This window comes from Afipia sp. GW821-FHT14H12 (assembly GCF_058803465.1).
The window spans coordinates 1,408,669-1,429,113 of record NZ_JBXAOZ010000001.1 but is presented as its reverse complement, the minus strand read 5'-3'; the positions used below and the strand labels follow the sequence as shown (position 1 = coordinate 1,429,113).

16 protein-coding genes are annotated in these 20,445 nt (G+C 61.9%); 5 read left to right on the top strand and 11 right to left on the bottom strand.

Annotated elements, in window-relative coordinates; genetic code table 11:
* From narI to AC1RNA_RS07050, 5 genes are read right to left on the bottom strand one after another with little or no spacing between them, the layout of a single operon-like run.
* Entirely contained in the window at window positions 1–753 is a 753-nt protein-coding gene (gene narI / locus AC1RNA_RS07070; protein ID WP_492950600.1) for a respiratory nitrate reductase subunit gamma, read from the bottom strand.
* 13 nt (window positions 754–766) lie between these two features.
* Entirely contained in the window at window positions 767–1,468 is a 702-nt protein-coding gene (gene narJ / locus AC1RNA_RS07065) for a nitrate reductase molybdenum cofactor assembly chaperone (protein WP_275247861.1), read from the bottom strand.
* Complete coding sequence (gene narH / locus AC1RNA_RS07060; RefSeq protein ID WP_009337375.1) at window positions 1,468–2,988, bottom strand: nitrate reductase subunit beta; 1,521 nt, start codon at window positions 2,986–2,988, stop codon at window positions 1,468–1,470. Before narH ends, narJ begins: the two co-directional genes overlap by 1 nt.
* Complete coding sequence (locus AC1RNA_RS07055) at window positions 2,985–6,728, bottom strand: nitrate reductase subunit alpha (protein ID WP_492950599.1); 3,744 nt, start codon at window positions 6,726–6,728, stop codon at window positions 2,985–2,987. Before AC1RNA_RS07055 ends, narH begins: the two co-directional genes overlap by 4 nt.
* A gap of 10 nt (window positions 6,729–6,738) precedes the next feature.
* Entirely contained in the window at window positions 6,739–9,480 is a 2,742-nt protein-coding gene (locus AC1RNA_RS07050; RefSeq protein ID WP_492950598.1) for a nitrate/nitrite transporter, read from the bottom strand.
* A 211-nt stretch (window positions 9,481–9,691) separates the two neighbouring features.
* On the opposite strand from AC1RNA_RS07050, the gene AC1RNA_RS07045 reads away from it, so the two are divergent.
* Entirely contained in the window at window positions 9,692–10,390 is a 699-nt protein-coding gene (locus AC1RNA_RS07045; protein ID WP_040297720.1) for a cyclic nucleotide-binding domain-containing protein, read from the top strand.
* Window positions 10,391–10,526: 136 nt separating this feature from the next.
* Window positions 10,527–11,879, top strand: a complete 1,353-nt coding sequence (gene hemN, locus AC1RNA_RS07040) for an oxygen-independent coproporphyrinogen III oxidase (RefSeq protein WP_492951190.1) — start codon at window positions 10,527–10,529, stop codon at window positions 11,877–11,879.
* A gap of 9 nt (window positions 11,880–11,888) precedes the next feature.
* On the opposite strand, the gene AC1RNA_RS07035 is transcribed toward hemN, so the two are convergent.
* Genes AC1RNA_RS07035 through ubiT form a run of 4 tightly spaced genes read right to left on the bottom strand, consistent with a single transcriptional unit; the run spans window position 11,889 to window position 14,842 of the window.
* Window positions 11,889–12,329, bottom strand: coding sequence for a hypothetical protein (locus AC1RNA_RS07035; protein ID WP_245258098.1), 441 nt, complete (start codon window positions 12,327–12,329; stop codon window positions 11,889–11,891).
* Complete coding sequence (ubiV, locus tag AC1RNA_RS07030) at window positions 12,326–13,270, bottom strand: ubiquinone anaerobic biosynthesis protein UbiV (protein ID WP_492950597.1); 945 nt, start codon at window positions 13,268–13,270, stop codon at window positions 12,326–12,328. Before ubiV ends, AC1RNA_RS07035 begins: the two co-directional genes overlap by 4 nt.
* 49 nt (window positions 13,271–13,319) lie before the next feature.
* On the bottom strand, window positions 13,320–14,297 hold the full coding sequence (gene ubiU / locus AC1RNA_RS07025) for a ubiquinone anaerobic biosynthesis protein UbiU (RefSeq protein WP_492950596.1): 978 nt from the start codon (window positions 14,295–14,297) through the stop codon (window positions 13,320–13,322).
* Window positions 14,288–14,842: a ubiquinone anaerobic biosynthesis accessory factor UbiT gene (gene ubiT, locus AC1RNA_RS07020; RefSeq protein ID WP_492950595.1), complete on the bottom strand. Its 555-nt coding sequence runs from the start codon at window positions 14,840–14,842 to the stop codon at window positions 14,288–14,290. The genes ubiU and ubiT overlap by 10 nt, the downstream gene beginning before the upstream one ends.
* Before the next feature lie 122 nt (window positions 14,843–14,964).
* Here ubiT and AC1RNA_RS07015 point away from each other — a divergent pair, with 122 nt between their 5' ends.
* Together AC1RNA_RS07015 and AC1RNA_RS07010 are read left to right on the top strand one after the other, a co-directional pair.
* Window positions 14,965–16,494 (top strand): UbiD family decarboxylase, encoded by a 1,530-nt coding sequence (locus tag AC1RNA_RS07015; RefSeq protein ID WP_492951189.1) that lies wholly within the window; start codon window positions 14,965–14,967, stop codon window positions 16,492–16,494.
* The gene (locus tag AC1RNA_RS07010; RefSeq protein ID WP_492950594.1) at window positions 16,491–17,096 is read left to right on the top strand and encodes a UbiX family flavin prenyltransferase; all 606 of its coding nucleotides are present in this window, start codon (window positions 16,491–16,493) and stop codon (window positions 17,094–17,096) included. Before AC1RNA_RS07015 ends, AC1RNA_RS07010 begins: the two co-directional genes overlap by 4 nt.
* Before the next feature lie 5 nt (window positions 17,097–17,101).
* On the opposite strand, the gene AC1RNA_RS07005 is transcribed toward AC1RNA_RS07010, so the two are convergent.
* Together AC1RNA_RS07005 and cysK are read right to left on the bottom strand one after the other, a co-directional pair.
* Window positions 17,102–18,145, bottom strand: coding sequence for an FAD-dependent oxidoreductase (locus AC1RNA_RS07005; protein WP_492951188.1), 1,044 nt, complete (start codon window positions 18,143–18,145; stop codon window positions 17,102–17,104).
* Between the two features lie 28 nt (window positions 18,146–18,173).
* Window positions 18,174–19,187: a cysteine synthase A gene (gene cysK / locus AC1RNA_RS07000; protein ID WP_492950593.1), complete on the bottom strand. Its 1,014-nt coding sequence runs from the start codon at window positions 19,185–19,187 to the stop codon at window positions 18,174–18,176.
* Window positions 19,188–19,387: 200 nt separating this feature from the next.
* Between cysK and AC1RNA_RS06995 the strand changes: the two genes are divergently transcribed.
* A complete protein-coding gene (locus AC1RNA_RS06995) occupies window positions 19,388–20,437 on the top strand; it encodes a tellurite resistance/C4-dicarboxylate transporter family protein (RefSeq protein ID WP_492950592.1) in 1,050 nt (349 codons plus the stop codon).
* Window positions 20,438–20,445 lie beyond the last annotated feature (8 nt).

Genomic DNA, 20,445 nt, shown 5'->3' with positions numbered 1-20,445 from the left:
TTACTCCGCAGGCTGGATCGGCGGCGGGGCGGGCATACGGGTTGCCGCGACAGGCACCGGGCCGCTGCCCGGACGGCTGCGCACAACCTGATAGCCGCGGCGGCCGAGGTACCAGATCGGCGCGCTCCAGATGTGCACGAGGCGCGTGAACGGGAAGACGAGGAAGATCGTCATGCCGAGCATCAGATGCGCCTTGAAGATCGGGTGCACGTCGAGGACATAGTGCGCGGCATCCGGCTGCAGCGTGACGATGGCCTGCGCCCAGTTCATGAACTTCACCATCTCATGGCCGTCGAGATGTCCAGCCGACACCGGAATGGTGGCTAGGCCGAGCAGAAGCTGCGCGAACAGGATCAGGAGAATCGCGGTGTCGCCGAACGACGAGTTGGCGCGAATACGCGGATCGAACAGCCGGCGATGCGTGAGCAATGAAATGCCAACAAGGCACATCAGACCGGCGATGCCGCCGGCGGTCATCGCCAGTATCTGCTTGAAGGTGTGCGAGATGCCCATCATGTCAAACACCCAGATCGGCGTCAGCAGGCCGACGAAGTGGCCGCCAAAGATCACCAGAATTCCGATGTGAAACAGGTTGGAGCCCCACATCAACTGGCGGCGGCGCAGCAACTGGCTCGAGCCGCTGCGCCATGTGTATTGCTCACGGTCGAAACGGAACAGGCTGCCGAACAGGCAGACGATGGCGCACAGATACGGATACCAGCCGAAGGCGATGGAATTGAGCGTCGTGTACATCTGTCCCTCCTTCTCAGGCTGCCGGTGATTTGACGGCGCGCGAGGCGTGGCGCAGCCGCGACTGCAATCCGTCCCGGCCGCATGATGATTGGCTCTGCGCGGCGGGTCCGAAATTGACTTCCTCTTCTTCCCACGCGGCATCGAGCGCTGCGAAGTCCATCGGATCTGGGTCCGGCCCCTTCAACAATTCCTCGACAGCCTCGCGCTCGGGCTGCTGCTCGGCAATCGCAACCAGTGCATCAAAGACAGCCTTGTAGTTCGACTCGCGGCGCTCCAGACGCTCGGCGATAGCGGCGAGAATGTGCGCGGGTTGCCCCAGCAATTCGCGCGCCGCCGCAATCGGCTGGGTCGACAGAAATTCGAGGAACAGCGGAATGAAATCCGGCAGATCATTCGCTGTGATGAAGAAGCCCGCGTTCTCATACAGCGTCTTCAGATCGACCATCGCCTGGCCACGGTCGCGGCTTTCGCCATGGACATGCTCGAACAGATGCAGCGCCAGCGAGCGGCTGCGGTCGAACAGCAAGCCATAACGCTCCTGCAGATCATAGAGATCGCCAGCCGCCAACTCATCAAGCAACACATCGAGCTTCTCGCGCGCGGCGAGCGGCACCAGCGCCTCATCATCCAGCACCGCGCCGAACAGCGGCGCGGCTGCAACGAGGTCTTCCGAAGGATAGGTCAGAAGCGCGGACAACACCTTGAACGTCTTCATCACACCACCTCCATCGGGTTCTTGGTCTTGCGGGGCGAGCCGAACAGATTGACCTCGGTTTCGCCGCCACCGCAGCCATTGCCGAACGAGAAGCCGCACGAGCCACGCATGTCGTAGGCGTCGGCGCCGAGTTCGCGGTGCGCGGTCGGGATCACGAAACGGTCCTCGTAATTGGCCAGCGCCATGATCTTGTACATCTCGTCGATCTGCGCGCCCTTGAGGCCGACACGATTGGCAATGGCCTCGTCGATCACGCCGTCCACCGTCTTGGCACGCATGTAGCTGCGCATCGCCAGCATGCGCTCGAGCGCGAGCGCCACCGGCTCCTCGTTCCCCGCGGTCAGGAGATTGGCGAGATAACGCATGGGAATCCGCAGCGAGCGGACATCGGGCATCTCACCATCGAGGCCGATCTTGCCGGCCGACGCCGCCGAGGTGATCGGCGACAGCGGCGGCACGTACCAGACCATCGGCAGCGTGCGGTATTCCGGATGCAGCGGGAACGCGACCTTCCATTCCATCGCCATCTTCCAGATCGGCGATGCCTTGGCGGCTTCCAGCCACGCATGCGGAATGCCCTGACGCTCGGCTTCGGCGATCACGGATGGATCGTTCGGATCGAGGAAGACGTCGAGCTGCGCCTGATAGAGGTCGCGCTCGTCCGGCTTGCTGGCGGCTTCTGCGATGCGGTCGGCATCGTAAAGCACGACGCCGAGATAGCGGATGCGGCCGACACAGGTTTCCGAGCACACCGTCGGCTGCCCCGCCTCGATGCGCGGATAGCAGAAGATGCACTTCTCGGATTTGCCCGACGACCAGTTGTAATAGATCTTCTTGTAGGGGCAGCCGGAGACGCACATGCGCCAGCCGCGGCACTTGTCCTGATCGATCAGGACGATGCCATCCTCCTCGCGCTTGTAGATCGCGCCGGATGGGCACGACGCGACGCAGGTCGGGTTGAGACAGTGCTCGCACAACCGCGGCAGATACATCATGAAGGTGTTTTCGAACTGGCCGTAGATGTCCTTCTGCACGCCGTCGAAATTGTAATCCTTCGAGCGCTTGGCGAACTCGCCGCCGAGGATTTCCTCCCAGTTCGGCCCCCACTGGATCTTCTCCAGCCGCTCACCGGATATGAGTGAGCGCGGCCGCGCGGTCGGCATCGCCTTCATGTCCGGCGCGTTCTGCAGATGCTCGTAATCGTAGGTGAAGGGCTCGTAGTAATCGTCGATTTCCGGCAGGTCGGGGTTGGCGAAAATATTCGCCAGCACCCGCCATTTACCGCCGATGCGCGGCGCGATCGAACCGTCGCGCCGGCGCACCCAGCCGCCTTTCCAGCGCTTCTGGTTCTCCCAGTCCTTCGGATAGCCGATGCCGGGCTTGGTTTCGACGTTATTGAACCATGCGTATTCCATGCCTTCGCGGCTGGTCCAGACATTCTTACAGGTCACGCTGCAGGTGTGGCACCCGATGCACTTGTCGAGATTGAGCACCATGGCGATCTGGGAACGGATTTTCATTCTGCAGCCTCCAGGCTTGCGCTCGATGCGGCGACAGGCTCGTCCAGCCAATCCACCTTTGTCATCTTGCGGACGATCACAAATTCATCGCGGTTGGAGCCGACGGTGCCGTAGTAATTGAAACCGTAGGCCTGCTGCACATAACCGCCGATCATATGGGTCGGCTTGAGCACGACGCGGGTCACTGAGTTGTGGATGCCACCGCGCTGGCCGGTCTGCTCGGAGCCCGGCATGTTCACGATCTTCTCCTGGGCGTGATACATCATGCACATGCCCTGACGGACGCGCTGCGACACCACCGCACGCGCTACCAGCGCGCCGTTGGTGTTGAACACCTCGATCCAGTCGTTATCGACAAGGCCCGCGCTCTTCGCATCGATCTCGCTGATCCAGACAATCGGCCCGCCGCGCGACAGCGTAAGCATCAGAAGATTGTCGGTGTAGGTCGAGTGGATGCCCCACTTCTGGTGCGGCGTGAGGAAGTTCAGCACGATCGACTTGTTGCCGTTCGGCTTGCGGTCGATCACGGGCTTCACCGACTTCGTGTCGATCGGCGGCCGATAGACGCAGAAGCCTTCGCCGAACGCCCGCATCCAGAGATGATCCTGATAGAGCTGCTGACGGCCGGTCAGCGTGCGCCATGGGATCAGTTCGTGAACGTTGGTGTAGCAGGCGTTGTAGCAGACGCTTTCCGACTCAAGCCCCGACCAGATCGGCGAGGAGATGATCTTGCGCGGCTGCGCGACAACGTCGCGGAAGCGGATCTTCTCGTCCTCCTTCGGGATCGCGAGATGGGTGTGGTCGCGGCCGGTGAATGTGCCGAGCGAACTCCACGCCTTCACCGCAACCTCGCCATTGGTCTCCGGCGCGAGCGAGAGCAGCACCTCGCATGCGTCGATATCGGTGTCGATCTTCGGGAGGCCCTTGCTCGGCCCCTCCTCGGTCACGACCCCGTTGAGACGCTTGAGCAGAGCGACCTCGTGCTCGGTGTTCCAGTTCATGCCTTTGCCGCCATTGCCGAGCTTGCTCATCAGCGGGCCAAGCGAAGTGAACTGCTTGTAGAGATTCGGATAGTCGCGCTCGACCACAGCGACCGCCGGCATGGTCTTGCCGGGGATCGGATCGATCTCGCCTTTCTTCCAATCCTTGACGTCAAACGGCTGCGCGATCTCGCCGGGCGAGTCGTGCATGATCGGCGTCAGCACCACATCCTTCTCGACGCCAAGCACCTCAGGCGCGACCTGCGAGAACGACTTCGCGATGCCCTTGTAGATTTCCCAGTCGGAACGCGACTCCCACACCGGATCGATCGCGGCAGTCAGCGGGTGGATGAAAGGATGCATGTCCGAGGTGTTGAGGTCGTTCTTCTCGTACCAGGTCGCGGTCGGCAGCACGATGTCCGAGTACATGCAGGTGGTGGACATGCGGAAGTCGAGCGTGACGAGAAGGTCGAGCTTTCCTTCCGGCGCCTCCTCGTGCCAAGCCACCTCGGACGGCTTGCGGCCGCCGACATCGCCGAGATCCTTGCCGATCACGCCGTGGCTGGTGCCGAGCAAATGCTTGAGGAAATATTCGTGCCCCTTGCCCGACGCACCGAGCAGGTTGGAGCGCCAGACGAACAGATTACGCGGCCAGTTCTTCGGATTGTCCGGGTCTTCGCAGGACATCTTCAGTTCGCCGGACTTCAGCGCCTTGGCGACATAGTCCTTGGCTTCCATGCCCGATGCCTCTACCTGCATCGCCACGTCCAGAGGATTGGTCTGAAGCTGCGGCGCGGACGGCAACCAGCCCATGCGCTCGGCGCGGACGTTGTAATCGATCAACGCGCCATCCCACGGCCCCATCGGCGCGGTCGGCGACAGCACGTCCTTGACGTCGAGCGTCTCGTAACGCCACTGGTCGGTGTGCGCGTAAAACGCCGAGGTCGAGTTCATCTGCCGCGGCGGCCTGCTCCAATCGAGACCGAAAGCGAGCGGCACCCAGCCGGACTGCGGCCGCAGCTTTTCCTGACCGACATAATGCGACCAGCCTCCGCCGGACTGGCCGACGCATCCGCACATCACCAGCATGTTGATGATGCCGCGATAGTTCATGTCCATGTGGTACCAGTGATTAAGACCGGCGCCGACGATCACCATCGAGCGGCCGTGGGTCTTCTCGGCATTGCGGGCGAATTCGCGCGCCACCGTGATGATCTGATCGCGCGGCACGCCGCTGATCTGCTCTGCCCAGGCCGGCGTATAGGGCTCGATCTCGTCGTAACCCTTGGCGATGTTCTCGCCGCCGAGGCCACGATCAATGCCGTAATTGGCGACGAACAGATCGAACACCGAGCCCACCAGCGTTTCGCCATCGGCAAGCTGCAACGTCTTCACCGGAATGTTGCGCGTGAGCACGCCCGGATGATCGGTGCCGCGGAAATGGTCATGCTCGCGATTGCCGAAATACGGGAATCCGACCTTGGCGACGTCGTCCTGAATATCCATCAGCGACATGCGCAGCCTGGTGTCGCCGCCCGCCGCCTTCTCCTCGAGATTCCAGTTACCTTTCTCGCCCCAGCGGAAACCGATCGAGCCGTTCGGCGCGACGATTCCGCCGCTGACCTCGTCATAGGCGACGGTCTTCCACTCTGGATTGTTGGCCTCATTGAGGCCGTCGACGAAATCCGACGCGCGCACGAAGCGATCCGGAATGTAATGATCGCCCTGCTTCACCAGCCGCACCAGCATCGGCATGTCGCTGTAGCGGCGCATGTAGTCATCGAAATACGCCGTCTTCCTGTCGATGTGGAATTCGCGAAGGATGACATGGCCCATCGCCATCGCCACCGCCGCATCGGTGCCCTGCTTCGGCGACATCCACATGTCGGCGAATTTCGACGCCTCGGAATAATCCGGGCAGATCACCACGCTCTTGGCGCCCTTGTAGCGCGCCTCGGTGTAGAAATGGGCATCCGGCGTGCGCGTCTGCGGCACGTTGGAGCCCCACAGGATCAGGAATCCGGCATTGTACCAGTCGGCGCTTTCCGGCACGTCGGTCTGTTCGCCCCAGGTCTGCGGCGAAGCCGGCGGCAAATCGCAGTACCAGTCGTAGAACGACATGCAGACGCCGCCGAGCAGCGACAGGTAGCGCGCGCCCGAGGCGTAGCTGACCATCGACATCGCCGGGATCGGCGAGAAGCCGAACACGCGGTCAGGGCCGTGAGCCTTCACCGTGTACGCATTCGCCGCGCCGATGATCTCGTTGACCTCATCCCAGTTCGCGCGGACGAAGCCACCAAGGCCGCGCCGCTTGGTGTAAGCGGCGCGCTTTTCCGGATTCTCGACGATCGACTTCCACGCCGCGACCGGCGTCAGCGTCGCCCGCGCTGCGCGCCACAGCTTGAGCAGCCGTGAGCGCACCAGTGGATATTTCACGCGATTGCCGGAATACAGGTACCAGCTATAGCTCGCGCCGCGCGGACAGCCGCGCGGCTCGTGGTTCGGCAGATCGGGCCGCGTACGCGGATAGTCGGTCTGCTGGGTTTCCCAGGTGACGATGCCGCCCTTGACGTAAACCTTCCACGAACACGAGCCCGTGCAGTTCACGCCGTGCGTGGAGCGCACGATCTTGTCGTGCTGCCAGCGCTTGCGGTAGCCGTCCTCCCACGACCTGTCTTCCGTCGTGGTGATGCCGTGACCGCCGGCGAATTCGGTTCTGGTTTTCGTGAAGAACGAAAGCCTGTCAAGAAAATGGCTCATCAGCCTCTCCTTACTGGGCCGGCTGGGCAACCACCGTTGCGCCACGCCGCTCGATGTCATGAAGCAGGCCGCCCTTGCGGGTGTAGACAGCCCAGGTGATCGCCACGCAGGTGACGTAGAAGATGAAGAAACCCCACAGCGCCGCTTCCACGCCGCCGGTCATGTCGATCGACGTGCCGAACGATTTCGGGATGAAGAACGCGCCAAACGCGGCGATTGCCGAGGTAAATCCGGTAATCGCGGCGGATTCCTTTTCCGTCTGACGCGCGCGAGCGGTGGCGTCGGCCTCCGGCATCAGGCGATCCATTTCCTTGCGCATGATGTTCGGGATCATCTGGAAGGTCGACGCATTGCCGACGCCGGTGACGAAGAACATCAGGAGGAACATCGCGAAGAAGCCCCAGAACGCACCGGGCTGCTCCCTGATGCCGGTGAAGTAAAGGATGCCGAGCACGCCGGCCATCATCAGGATGAACACCCACAGTGTGACACGGCCGCCACCCCACCTGTCGGCGATCCAGCCGGTGCCCGAGCGTGACAACGCACCGACCAGCGGCCCCAGAAAAACGAACGGCAGCACATGAACGTCCGGGAACAGAATCTTCGCCAGCAGCGGGAAGCCCGCCGAGTAACCGATGAACGAGCCGAACGTGCCGGTGTAGAGCCAGCACATCACCCAGTTATGCTTGCGCTGGAAGATCACCGCCTGATCGGCGAACGACGCCTTGGCCGAAGCGATGTCGTTCATGCCGAACCACGCGGCGAATGCGCTGGCGGCAATGAACGGGACCCAGACGAAACCGGCGTTCTGCAGCCACAGCGGCACCTGATGCGGACCGTCCGCGACCATCACCGGCTTGCCGCCGAACCAGCCGAGCACGCCGGCGGTGATGACGAGCGGCACCACGAACTGCACCACGCTGACGCCAAGATTGCCGAGGCCGGCGTTCAGCGCGAGCGCGTTGCCCTTCTCCGCACGCGGGAAGAAGAAGGAGATGTTGGCCATCGAGGAGGCAAAGTTGCCGCCACCTAAGCCGCACAATAGCGCCAGCGCCAGGAACACGACGTAAGGCGTCGAAGGCGACTGTACCGCATAGCCGATTCCGACCGCCGGGATCATCAGCGACCATGTCGCGAGCGTGGTCCACAGCCGTCCGCCGAAGATCGGCACCATGAACGAGTAGAAGATGCGCAGCACCGCGCCGGAAATGCCCGGCAACGCCGCCAGCCAGAACAGCTCGGCCGTGGTGAACTTGAACCCGACCGATGGCAGCTTCGCCACCACCACCGACCAGACCTGCCAGATCGCGAACGACAGCAGCAACGACGGAATTGAAATCCACAGATTGCGCCGCGCGATGGCGCGCCCTTTTGTTTCCCAGAACTCGCGATCCTCCGGCCGCCAGTCGGTGAGCACGACGCCTGCCAGCGCGCCGATGTGCTCGGGCTTGTGGATCTCCTCCATTTCGGGGAATTGCGGCAGCTTCCGCAGCGCCTCGCCGGCAAGACCGCGCTCCATCTGCCGTACCGCGAGATGCATCCAGAGCAGCGAGACGGTGACGATGAGGAACAGCAGCATGAAGCAACTGGTCCATAGCCCGGTCAGATCGTTCAGCGCACCGAAGGCAATCGGCAGCACGAAACCGCCGAGACCGCCGATCATGCCGACAAGGCCGCCGACCACGCCGACATTATTGGGGTAGTAAACCGGGATGTGACGGAACACCGCCGCCTTGCCCAGCGCCATGAAGAAGCCGAGCACGAACACCGTCACCGTGAACGGCACCACGCCCATTTCAAGGTGGAAGCCGACCGAGCCGGTCACGGTCCGCACCACATAATCCGTCGGCGGATAGGACAGGATGAACGTACAGGCGACACCAACCAGCAGAGACCAGTACATCACCCGCCGCGCGCCGTAGCGATCGGCCAGGTGCCCGCCATAGGCGCGGAAGATCGACGCCGGGATGGAGAACATCGCCGCGATCATGCCGGCAGCCTTGAGATCGACCCCGTAGACGTTGATGAGATATTGCGGCAGCCACAGCGCGAGCGCCACGAACGCGCCGAACACAAAGAAGTAATAGAGCGAGAAGCGCCAGACCTGGATGTTCTTGAGCGGAGCAAATTCGAGCCACATGCTCTTCGGCTTCTCGCCGCGCGCGCGCCGCTCGCGCATCACCGGATCTTCCTCCGAGAAGACCCAGAAGATGACCGCCATCACCGCAAGAGCCGCCGCCCAGACCTCGGCGACCGCCTGCCAGCCGAACGCGACCATGACGAACGGAGCGAGCAGCTTGGTGACCGCAGCTCCGACATTGCCCGCGCCGAAGATGCCGAGCGCAGTGCCCTGCTTTCCTGCCGGATAGAACCGCGAGACATAGGCGACGCCGACCGCGAAGGAGCCGCCCGCGATGCCGACGAAGAACGCGGCGACCAGGAATTGCGGATAGGTGTGCGCCCAGGTGAGGAAATAAGTCGCGACCGCAGCCGCCAGCATCACGATGGTGTTGACGCGGCGCCCGCCATACTGATCGGTCCACGCGCCGAGAACGAGGCGGATCAGCGATCCACTGAGGATCGGCAAGCCGACCAGCAGGCCGAACTCGGTCTCATTGAGGCCGAGCTTCTGCTTGATGCTGATGCCGATGATGGAGAAGATCGTCCAGACTGCAAAGCAGACCGTGAACGAGATCGTCGAAAGCCAGAGCGCCCGCCCTCGCGCGGCGTTACCTTGATTGGGCCCACTCACGGAGCATCTCCAAATCAGTTGCGATCGGAGATTGCTGCCCGGGCCATGGAATTGATTTGCGTTGGATCAAGCCATAATGATCGTCCCTGACTTATATAAATAGAGGCAGTTCAGCTTGACCCAGTCCTCATGATGAAGTGATGTTTGGGATACTTGAATTTGATAAACATCACACCTCATCTATCGGCCACGATGAAGCGGAGCGCCGGCATTGCGTCCTCATGAAACCGAAGAGCTTCGACAGCTTCCACTGTTTTCCGCAATGAGTCCGGAAAATATGGAGCGGCTGCTGGACGCCGCATTGCTGCAGAAATTCCCGGCAGGCGTCGTCCTGATTCATGAAAACACCCAGGCCGATTTTCTGCATGTGCTGATCGACGGCCTTGCCGAAATTTATACCGAACAGGGTGGCGGAGAATGGGGCATCTCACTGATTAATCCGGTCTCCACCTTCATTCCCGCGGCCATCATCAGCAACCAGCCCTACCTGAGTTCGGCAAGAACGTTGCTCGAATCGCGTGTCCTGCTGATTCCGGCCAAGCGGATCCGCGAGATTTTCGATCAGGACATCGTCTTCGCCCGCGTGATCGCGAAAGAGCTTGCGCGCGCGTATCGCGGATCGGTCAAGAAGCTCAAAGGATACATGGCCAGGTCAAGCGTCGAACGCCTGGCCAACTGGATACTGACTGAGGCCCAGAAAGATACCCATCAGGGAAACGTCGTCATTCCCTTCGACCGCGGCACGCTGGCATCGCATATCGGCACCACGCGTGAAAACCTGTCGCGCAACCTTGCGTATCTGACAGACCATGGCGTGCGGATTCGCGGGCGCGAAATCGTCATCGACGACAAGGATCAACTCATCATCTTCGCACGCCCCCAGCGGTTGATCGACGACCCCGCGTCCTGAAGCTGCGCCCCGTCACGCCAGACACCGCACCAGCACCGATATTGCGTTAACGCAAAGCGGGCGGGGCGGATTTGCTGAATGCTGTTTCGCGATCCTGACATCGGAGAGATCGCACATGACCCTTCCCCCCATCCAGATGCGATCCGACCTTAACCATCGGTACGGCGAAGAGCGTCTGCCGCGCTACACCAGCTATCCGACCGCGCCTTACTTCTCCGAATCGATCACGCAACACACTTACCGCCAATGGCTTGCAGGAATCCCGCAAGGCAAAACAGTGTCGCTCTATCTGCACATTCCGTTCTGCCAATCCATGTGCTGGTATTGCGGCTGCAACACCACCATCGTCCGGCGCAATGAGCCCGTCGCCGAATATCTCGCAGCATTGAGCCAAGAGATCGAGAGGGTGACGGACCATATAGGGCAACGGCTTAAGGTCGGCGCGGTGCATTTTGGCGGCGGAACGCCGACGATTATGACGCCGGACCAGTTCTCGGGCCTCATGACTGTCCTGAGGCAAAAATTCAATTTTCTGTCCGACGCCGAAATCGCCATCGAGATCGACCCGCGCAGGCTGACCCGCGAGATGTCGCTTGCACTCGGCGCGAACGGCATCACGCGGGCAAGCCTCGGCGTCCAGAGCTTCGATCCCGCCGTTCAGCAGGCCGTCAACCGCATTCAGAGTTTTGAAGACACCGCCGCCGTGACTGAAGGATTGCGGGCGGCGGGTATCAACAGCATCAATTTCGACCTGATCTACGGCCTGCCGCATCAAACAGTGGCATCATGTTTCGATACCGTTCAGAAGTGCATGCAGCTTCGCCCCGACCGCTTCGCGGTTTTCGGCTACGCCCATATCCCGACGTTCAAGAAGCACCAGCGCAAGATCGACGAAGCCGCGCTTCCGGATGGAGAGCAGCGCCACCTTCAGGCCAACATGATCGCCCATTGCCTGACCAATGCTGGCTATCGGCAGATCGGCCTCGATCATTTTGCTCTTCCCGCCGACAGTCTGACAACAGCACAGGCGACGGGACACCTGCACCGCAATTTTCAGGGTTACACCACCGACGACAGCGACATCTTGATCGGCTTCGGCGCAAGCGCGATCGGGCGGCTGGAACAGGGCTACGTTCAGAACGAAGTCGCGCCCCTGACCTATCGGACGCAGATCGGTAACGGCAACCTTCCGACCCGGAAGGGTTATGCACTGAGCGCCGACGACCGCCTGCGCGCGGACATCATCGAGCGGATCATGTGCGATTTTCGCGTCGATCTACAGCAGGTCTGCGCGAGACACGGCACAAGGCCGGAGACTTTGCTGCGATCGGCCGACCGCCTGGACATGCTGATCGCCGATGGCATCGTCCGGATCGAGGGATCTGTGCTTTCGGTCGAGGATGACACACGCCACCTCGTGCGCAGCGTCGCCGCCGCATTCGACGCCTATCTCGGCGCACCCGGTCCGGTCTATAGCCGCGCGGTGTGACGCCGGCAGCTACCGTTTGAGCACGCTGACCGCCCGCGGCAACTCATTGCGAGGGCAATTCAGGGTCGGCGGCTCGATGTCGCGCAAGGCCGCGGCACCGGCCTCCGCCGATCGGCCGATCTCGTCGAACAGAAGCGCCATTTCCGTGAAAACCGTGCGGTCTTTCTCGTTTTCCGTCAGTTGATCGAGCTCGGAGAGCAGCATGAGAATGGCGTCGATCCGGTCTTTGTGATCGCGCGCGCGAAGCAGCGACCGCCTCGACAGGCGCTGCTCCTCAAGATTGGAGAATCGCTCGAGAGCATCGCTGAGAATCTCGCGGCAACTGCAGTCGAGATCCATGCGCGTCAGCACGGTCTGCAATCGCCCGATCAAATCCAGCGCTTCACAGGTACGGCCCTTCTCAACCATCACCGCCTCCTCACCACATCGCGCCACGTCGTTGCGCTTCACTGTACGGCGTCCCGCATCTGCGGCTCGCGAATACGCGACTCCGCGCCTGCCTCATTGACAACGAACACCGCCCCCGCCTGCCCGTGCACGAAGCCATTCGCGAATGGCACATCGGGATAGATGCACGACAATTCATGCATGCCGTCTTCATGGGACCGGCCACCGTCGATCACATCCCGGAAGACCCGAGCCACCGCAACCATGTCGCATTGCTGCGGCGACAGGCGAAGCGCGCCGACACCGGCCATCGCAAGATCGTCCACCTCTCCGAGCAAATTCGCGCAGGCATGGGACATAGTCTGCACGCCGTTCATGGCGAGGAACGGCTCACCGTCGAGCGTGGCGACTGCCAATGCATCGGGGTCCTTCTCGCAGACGAAACGGCAATTGTCCTTCGACAGCTTGTGAAGGCGGGCATGATAACAGCGCGCGGAAATCGCAAGCGGCACGCGGCCGAACGCGAAGACCTCCGTCGTCACCTCAGGCAGATCCGCCGCGATGGCCCGGATCGATTCCATCGGCAGTTCCGGCGGCAGGCAAATCCGCTGCGCGCCCCGGCGCGCAAAATAGGATGCCGTCGCCTCGTTGTAGATGTTGACGAACGGTCCGATCGCGTGCGGACGATCCGCGAGCGATCCAAGACAAGTGAGGTCGTTCGCCTCCACCATGAAATCGGTGTTCTCGGCCAGTTCCGCCATCTGCTGACGCTCCCGCTTCAGTGACACGAGAATCAAGGACCCAAGAACCACCTGCTTGCCGCAGGCCGCGAGCCGTTCGATCACCGCAGGCATATGCTCGGCGAAAAACGGCGAGCGTTTCGAGCAGACGATTTCGCCGATGACGACCACATCCACAGGAGCCTCCTCGGCCACGCGGAAATAGAAGTCCCGCCACTGATCGGGAGCCCAGTTGTAGAGCACAGGCCCAAGGGTCAACTGCATCAACGCAACCTCTTATGAAATGCGCCGTCAATGGCGGACGGGGATGACATCATCGCCAGCTCTTGCGATAGGCTCCTGCCGTTGTTGACTGGCCTTCGGTGAGGGCGACAAGATCACCGGGCGGGCTTGCAAAATCGCTTTCCAGTCCCGCGAGAATCTGGCGGAAGCTACGGACCACGCGCTCGATATAGGCGCGGCCACGTTGCCGGCCTTCGATCTTGAGCGCCGTCACGCCTGCCTTTCGCAAGTCCGGCAACATGGATGTCGCATCGAGACTGACCGGGTCCTCGAAAAGATAGCCGGCGCCGTGCTCGGTCTGAAAACGGCCCTTGCAAAGCGTCGGGTATCCCGCAGGCTCTCCCGCAGCGAACTTGTTGACCGTGAACGCGCCAAGGCGCGAGATCAGCTCTCCATCCTGCTCTCGATAATGAACATGGCTCGCGGGCGAGCAGACGCCATTCATGTTCGGAGATTCTCCCGTGGCATAAGAGGAGAGCGAGCAGCGCCCCTCCTCCATCACACAAAGACCGCCGAAGACGAAGACTTCCGTCTCGCAATTGACCTCCCGCGTGATCGCCGCGATCTCGGGCACACTCAGCACGCGCGGCAGAACAACCCGGCGCACGCCAAATGCCTTCACGTAGTAATCAATCGCATCCGGATTGGACGCCGCCGCCTGGACCGACAGATGCAGGCGCTGATGCGGATGATGCCGGACCGCATAGTCGAGAACTCCGACATCCGCGACGATCAGAGCGTCCGCCCCGGCGTCAGTGGCAGCGTCTACCGCGCGTTCCCACACGTCGAGCGATCCCGCCCGCGCGAATGTGTTGATGGCGACAAGAACCCTGACGCCATGGTTGTGGGCGTAAGAAATTCCGGCCTTCAATTCCTCGGGGCTGAAATTCAGGCCGGGGAAATTACGCGCGTTGGTTTCATCGCGAAATCCGCAATACACTGCATCCGCGCCCGCATCGACGGCAGCCCTGAGCGCGGCAGGCGTACCGGCAGGGCAGATCAATTCCATGGCCGCCCCTCTGCTGCCAGCCCGCTTTGTTGCTGACCGGGCGGACTGCCGATGACACCACGCAGAAACTGCGCGGCAATGGGCGACAACGGCCCCAGCCAGGCGATAGATTCCGCGACGATGTCGATCCCGGCTTCATCGATCGCATTGCGCAACGCGACCGCAGCCTCCATGTCGCCCTCAACCTTAATATCCCGGGAAAAGAACAGCGCGTCGCCATCACAGGAGCCATCCACGAGGCCAATCAGCGCCGCGATGGTCCCCGTCACCCTGACGTCGATCTGCTGCGGCATCGACCTGACTGCGACGACCTTTGAATTTACCCGCGCGGGCTCGAGCACGAAGACAAAGGGCAAGTCTGTCGGGTCCAGTCCAAATCGTTTGGTGGCGTGAGTGCCGAGGCGATCGAAGATTTGCGGGTGCCGCTTCTGGATTCCATGCAGGCATGCGCCAAGCACAGGCTGCAACGGCAGCAGCGGCAGGTATTGCCCGACAAACGCCAACACCGGCGGCACTCTCGAAATGAACGGGCCGGACGCCGGCATCAGAGTCTCCTCTGTGGCGTTCATATCATCCGCACCAGGGGAATTCCTTGCTCTAGGACAACGAATGTTGAGGCCTTCTGCTTCAGGAAAGACGCAGGAAATCCTTTCCGGAGACCACGCCTCTGTTGCGTCGCGACCAGCCACTTTTCAAAAGCCTGCGCAGCTTTCTCTCCTATCTCGAGACCCAAGGCCAACTTGTCCGCATCCGCGAACCGGTCTCGGTCGTCCACGAGATCACCGAGATTCACAGGCGCGTGCTTCAGCGCAACGGTCCCGCGCTGCTGTTTGAATCACCCATTAAAGCCGACGGCGCAGCCTCCGAGATGCCTGTCCTCGTCAACCTGTTCGGCACGCGCGAGCGCGTTGCCTGGGGACTTGGCGTCGACCCCGAGCATTTACCGGACCTCGGCCAGGCGCTCGCGGAGCTAAGCGAACCGGAGCCGCCGCACAGTCTCGCGGACGCGATGGCGAAACTGCCGCTCGCGCGCGGGATCATGGCGATGCGCCCCAAGCATGTCGAAGCGCCGTCCGTGCACGACATCGTATGGCGAGACGATTCAATCGATCTCACGCGGTTGCCGGTGCAGGTTTGCTGGCCAGGCGAACCCGCTCCGCTCGTCACATGGCCGATGGTCGTCACCCGGCCGCCGGACGACGAGACGGACGCCAACGTCAATGTCGGCGTCTATCGCATGCAGGTGCTGGACCGCGATCGCCTGATCCTGCGCTGGCTCGCCCATCGCGGCGGCGCGCGCCATCATCATCTGTGGAAGGCGCGCGGCCTCGACATGCCGGTCGCGATCGCGATCGGCGCCGATCCGGCGATGATGCTCACGGCGGCGCTCCCCTTGCCGGAAACGCTTTCGGAATTTCGCTTCGCCGGTCTTCTGCGCGGAGCGCGCCTGCCGCTCGCGCGCTGCATCAGCGTTCCGCTGATGGTGCCCGCGGAAGCCGAGATCGTCATCGAAGGCACCGTCTCTCCCGACGAAACGGCGCCCGAAGGGCCGTTCGGCGACCACACCGGCTATTATAATGCCGTCGAGAATTTCCCCGTGATGCGCGTGTCCGCCATCACCATGCGCTGGAAGCCAACCTATTTTTCGACTTTCACCGGACGCCCGCCGGATGAGCCGTCCCGCATCGGCGAAGTTTTTAACGAACTTCTTGTGCCGTTGGTCAGGAAACGGATTCCGGAAATCGTCGATCTGTGGCTGCCTCCCGAAGCATGTTCGTACCGGATCGCCGTCGCGTCGATCTCAAAGCGCTATCCGGGACAGGCGCGGCGGGTGATGCTCGCACTGTGGTCGATGCTGCCGCAGCTCACCTACACGAAATTCCTGATCCTCGTCGATCCGGACATTGATGTCCGCAACTGGTCCGATGTGATGTGGGCGATCGCCACGCGCTCCGATCCATCGCGCGATCTCGTCACGCTGACCGATACGCCGATCGATTATCTCGACTTCGCGTCCCCGAAGCCCGGCCTCGGCGGCAAGGTCGGCATTGACGCGACCACGAAGCTGCCGCCCGAAACGGATCGCGAATGGGGCCGGGTCCTTGACATGGACGAAGCCGTGGTCGCGCGCGTGAGCGAGCTTTGGCAACGGCTCGGCCTTCCATCAGACCTCGAATCCACGGAGAAACAACAATGAGCAGCCGCTTGCGAATCGTGGTCGGCATCAGCGGCGCCTCGGGTGCGGCGCTCGGCGTGCGCGTCGTCGAATTGCTGGCGGAAACCGGCCAATGCGACATCCATCTGGTCGTCACGCATCATGCCGAACGAACGCTGCTGCACGAAGTGGGTCGCAATGCACTATCGGCGCTCGCTGCAATGGCCACGCGCCATCATGCGGATGAAGACATCGGTGCGAGCATCGCCAGCGGTTCTTTCCGAACAGCGGGCATGATCGTCGCCCCCTGCTCGATCCGCACCCTGTCCGCGATTGCGACCAGTGCCGCGAACAATCTTCTGGTGCGCGCGGCCGATGTTCAGCTCAAGGAGCGGCGCAGGCTCGTGCTGATGGTGCGGGAAACACCGCTGCATCTCGGCCATCTGCGGGCGATGACCGCTGCCACGGAAATTGGAGCGATCATTGCGCCGCCGGTACCCGCTTTCTACCACAAGCCCGCGTCAATGGCCGAAGTGATCGACCAGATCGCGCGCCGGGCGATCGATCTTCTCGACCTCGATCTTCATCTTCCTGTCCATGAATGGGAAGGTGAAGACCGCGTCCGGGATGCGGGCCAACGATAGTCCGATCAGGACATCAGCTCGAAGGACGACCGCATCACTTCGTTATGGATGAATCCGCGCTGGACATAAGCAAGCGTCATCTCGGCCAAGGAAGGCGCGAGCAGGAAGCCGTGGCGATAGAGCCCATTGACCGATATCTTTTTCCTGCTCACCACGATGCGCGGCAGATGATCCGGAAACGCAGGCCGAAGTCCCGCGCCGACTTCAAGGATATATGCATCCCTGAAGGCCGGATGAATGACATAGGCCGCGGTCAGCAATTCAAGGGCCGAGCGCACGCTGACGGCGGTGTCCTCGCTTTCAATGCTGGTCGCGCCGATCATGAAACAATTGTCCTCGCGCGGAATGACATAAATCGGCCAGCGCGGATGAAGCAGACGGACCGGGCGCGACAGTTTGAAATCCTGCATCTCGACGACGACCATCTCGCCCTTGACGCCACGCAGATCTGAAAACTTATCTCTGGCGGCAAGACCGCGGCAGTCGATCACAATGCCGTCGGTTTCAAGCGCGAGCTTGTCCAGATCGCAGTCCGATTCAAACCGGATGATGCCGCCTGCGGCGACGAACCGGGCATGCAGTTGCGGCAACACGGCGCGCGGCTCGACATGCCCTTCTCCCGCGAAAAACAGGCCCGCGTGAAACCGTCCATGCAGCGCCGGTTCAAGCTGTCCGATCCCCTCCGCGTCGAGGCGATCATGACCCGTCGTCACCCGCGCGAAGCGTTCGAAGTCCGGGCGGTCACGCGGCTGAGCCACGACAAGGGAGCCGTTAAACGACGTGCCAGGAAGATGCTGGCGCCACAGTTCGAGCGAGCGCGTCCCGAGATGCGTAATCAGCGGCTCGGAGACTTCGCCTTCGCACCATGGTGCCAGCATGCCCCCTGCCCAGTGGCTGGTCGCATAGGTCATCTTGATGTCGTCACGATCAAGCAGCGTGACGTCATAGCCCGCACATGCAAACAGCAGCGCCTGCCAGCTCCCCGCAACACCGGCGCCGATCACGGTGACGGAAGACTCTCCTTTCGGAGAAGGCGGCTCTCTCAACATCATCCCTGTCCCGAACTGGATACGCGGGTTACCGCCTCCGCTTCGTTGTATTGGCGATCTTCCATGGCTCCAGCCCGTCGAACAGCAACGTCGACAGATAACGCTCGGCGAAGGACGGAAGCAGCACGACGAGGTTCTTGCCCGCGTTCTCCCGCCGCGAGCCAATCTCAGCCGCCGCCTGCAAGGCCGCACCGGACGAGATGCCGACCGGCACGCCTTCCAGCCGCGCGACAAGCCGCGCATTGGCGATCGCATTCTCATCCGAGACCTTGACCACCACGTCATAAATCGTGGTGTCGAGGACTGCCGGCTTGAAGCCTGCGCCCAAACCTTGAATCTTGTGCGGGCCGGGTTCGCCGCCCGACAGCACCGCCGAAGTCTCCGGCTCCACCGCGACGACCTGAACCGATGGCTTGCGGCTCTTCAGCACCTGCCCGACGCCGGTGATGGTGCCACCCGTGCCGACGCCCGCCACGAAAATATCGACCGTGCCGTTGGTATCGTTCCAGATCTCCTCGGCCGTGGTGATGCGGTGGATTTCCGGATTGGCCGGATTTTCGAACTGCCGCACGATCACCGCATCGGGCAGCGTGGCGGCGAGCTCCTCGGCCCTCGCGATCGCGCCCTTGATGCCCTTGGCGCCATCGGTCAGCACCAATTGCGCGCCCATGAACACCAGCATCTTCCTGCGCTCTACCGACATGGTCTCAGGCATGGTCAGGATCAGCCTGTAGCCCTTCGCCGCCGCCGCAAAGGCCAGCGCAATGCCGGTATTGCCCGATGTCGACTCGATTAGCGTGGTTTTCCCCGGCGCGATGCGGCCGGCCGCTTCCAGCGCCTCGATCATCGCGACCCCGATACGATCCTTCACCGAGCCGATAGGATTGAAGAACTCCAGCTTGGCGATAAGATTGGCGACGACGTCTCTTTCCTTGGCGAATTTATCCAGCCGCACCAGCGGCGTATTGCCGATCGTCTCCGTGATCGAACCATAAACGCGGCCACGACCCGGTAGATTCAGGGGAATAGCAGGCTTATTCATCGGTCCGTCCAATATCTCCGGCTCACGGCACGATAAAATCGTCGCTCGATCATCCGGTCTCTTAATCCTATCGGGCGATGGCCGGCGTTTCTTTGCTCCGGCGCAAGTTTGCATTGATGCGGCTGCCGTATAGAGATAGTCCGCAAGAGTATGAGGCGACGGCGGGCGCGGAAGCGCCGCCGAACGCCAGGAGATCATCGATGACCGTCAACCCTCGCAGAGGGGGCCTCGCCTTCAATCTTGAAGATCTGTCGCCTGCCTATTTCGGGCTGGTCATGGCCACAGGCATCGTCTCGCTGGCCGCCTTCATGATGGAGCATCCGGACATTGCGATTGCGCTGTTCTATCTGAACATCGTGCAGTACGCCGTCCTGTGCCTGCTCTACGGCTTGCGGGCCTGGCGTTACCCGCAGCGATTCTTCGGCGACATGATCGCCCATCTTCGCGGGCCAGGTTATTTCACCACGGTGGCCGGCACCGGCATTCTGGCCAGCCAGTTCATGGTATTGCACGAAAATGTCGCGGCCGGCGTGGGACTATGGATGTTCGCCATCCTGCTCTGGATCGGTTTGACCTACACCATCTTCACGGCCTTCACCGTGAAGCGCAGCAAGCCGACGCTCGACAAGGGCATCAACGGCGGCTGGCTGCTCGCAGTCGTCGCGACACAGGCTCTTTCCGTATCCAGCGCATTGCTCGCTTCGCGCATCGGGCAGCCCTACCGGCTCGAGCTCAACCTGATGGCCCTGTCGATGTGGCTATGGGGCGGCATGCTGTACATCTGGATGATGTCGCTGATCTTCTATCGCTATGCGTTCTTTCAATTCTCGCCCGGAGACCTCGCTCCACCCTACTGGATCAACATGGGCGCGATGGCGATCTCGACACTGGCCGGCTCCCTGCTCATCCAGAACGCGCCGCATGCACCCTATCTGGCGTCGCTGCTACCCTTCCTGAAAGGCTTCACGGTGTTCTATTGGGCGACCGGAACATGGTGGATACCGATGCTGCTGCTGCTCGGCATCTGGCGTTACGTCTATAAGAGATTTCCGTTCGAATACGATCCGTTGTACTGGGGCGCGGTGTTTCCGCTCGGCATGTATGCGGCTTGCACCTGGCAAATGGATCGCGCCATGGAGTTCGGCTTTCTGGCCGGACTGCCGCGCGTCTTCTTGTATGTCGCGCTGGTGGCATGGACGATCACGTTCGTCGGCATGTTGCGCACGCTGGCGCGCGGGCTGAAGCACTAACGACGCAG

Bases quoted from the DNA above. Each gene is read 5' to 3' on its own strand.
- narI (WP_492950600.1), bottom strand. From the start codon at position 753: ATGTACACGACGCTCAATTCCATCGCCTTCGGCTGGTATCCGTATCTG.
- narJ (WP_275247861.1), bottom strand. From the start codon at position 1,468: ATGAAGACGTTCAAGGTGTTGTCCGCGCTTCTGACCTATCCTTCGGAA.
- narH (WP_009337375.1), bottom strand. From the start codon at position 2,988: ATGAAAATCCGTTCCCAGATCGCCATGGTGCTCAATCTCGACAAGTGC.
- AC1RNA_RS07055 (WP_492950599.1), bottom strand. From the start codon at position 6,728: ATGAGCCATTTTCTTGACAGGCTTTCGTTCTTCACGAAAACCAGAACC.
- hemN (WP_492951190.1), top strand. From the start codon at position 10,527: ATGCGATCCGACCTTAACCATCGGTACGGCGAAGAGCGTCTGCCGCGC.
- ubiV (WP_492950597.1), bottom strand. From the start codon at position 13,270: ATGCAGTTGACCCTTGGGCCTGTGCTCTACAACTGGGCTCCCGATCAG.
- ubiU (WP_492950596.1), bottom strand. From the start codon at position 14,297: ATGGAATTGATCTGCCCTGCCGGTACGCCTGCCGCGCTCAGGGCTGCC.
- ubiT (WP_492950595.1), bottom strand. From the start codon at position 14,842: ATGCCGGCGTCCGGCCCGTTCATTTCGAGAGTGCCGCCGGTGTTGGCG.
- AC1RNA_RS07010 (WP_492950594.1), top strand. From the start codon at position 16,491: ATGAGCAGCCGCTTGCGAATCGTGGTCGGCATCAGCGGCGCCTCGGGT.
- AC1RNA_RS07005 (WP_492951188.1), bottom strand. From the start codon at position 18,145: ATGTTGAGAGAGCCGCCTTCTCCGAAAGGAGAGTCTTCCGTCACCGTG.
- cysK (WP_492950593.1), bottom strand. From the start codon at position 19,187: ATGAATAAGCCTGCTATTCCCCTGAATCTACCGGGTCGTGGCCGCGTT.
- AC1RNA_RS06995 (WP_492950592.1), top strand. From the start codon at position 19,388: ATGACCGTCAACCCTCGCAGAGGGGGCCTCGCCTTCAATCTTGAAGAT.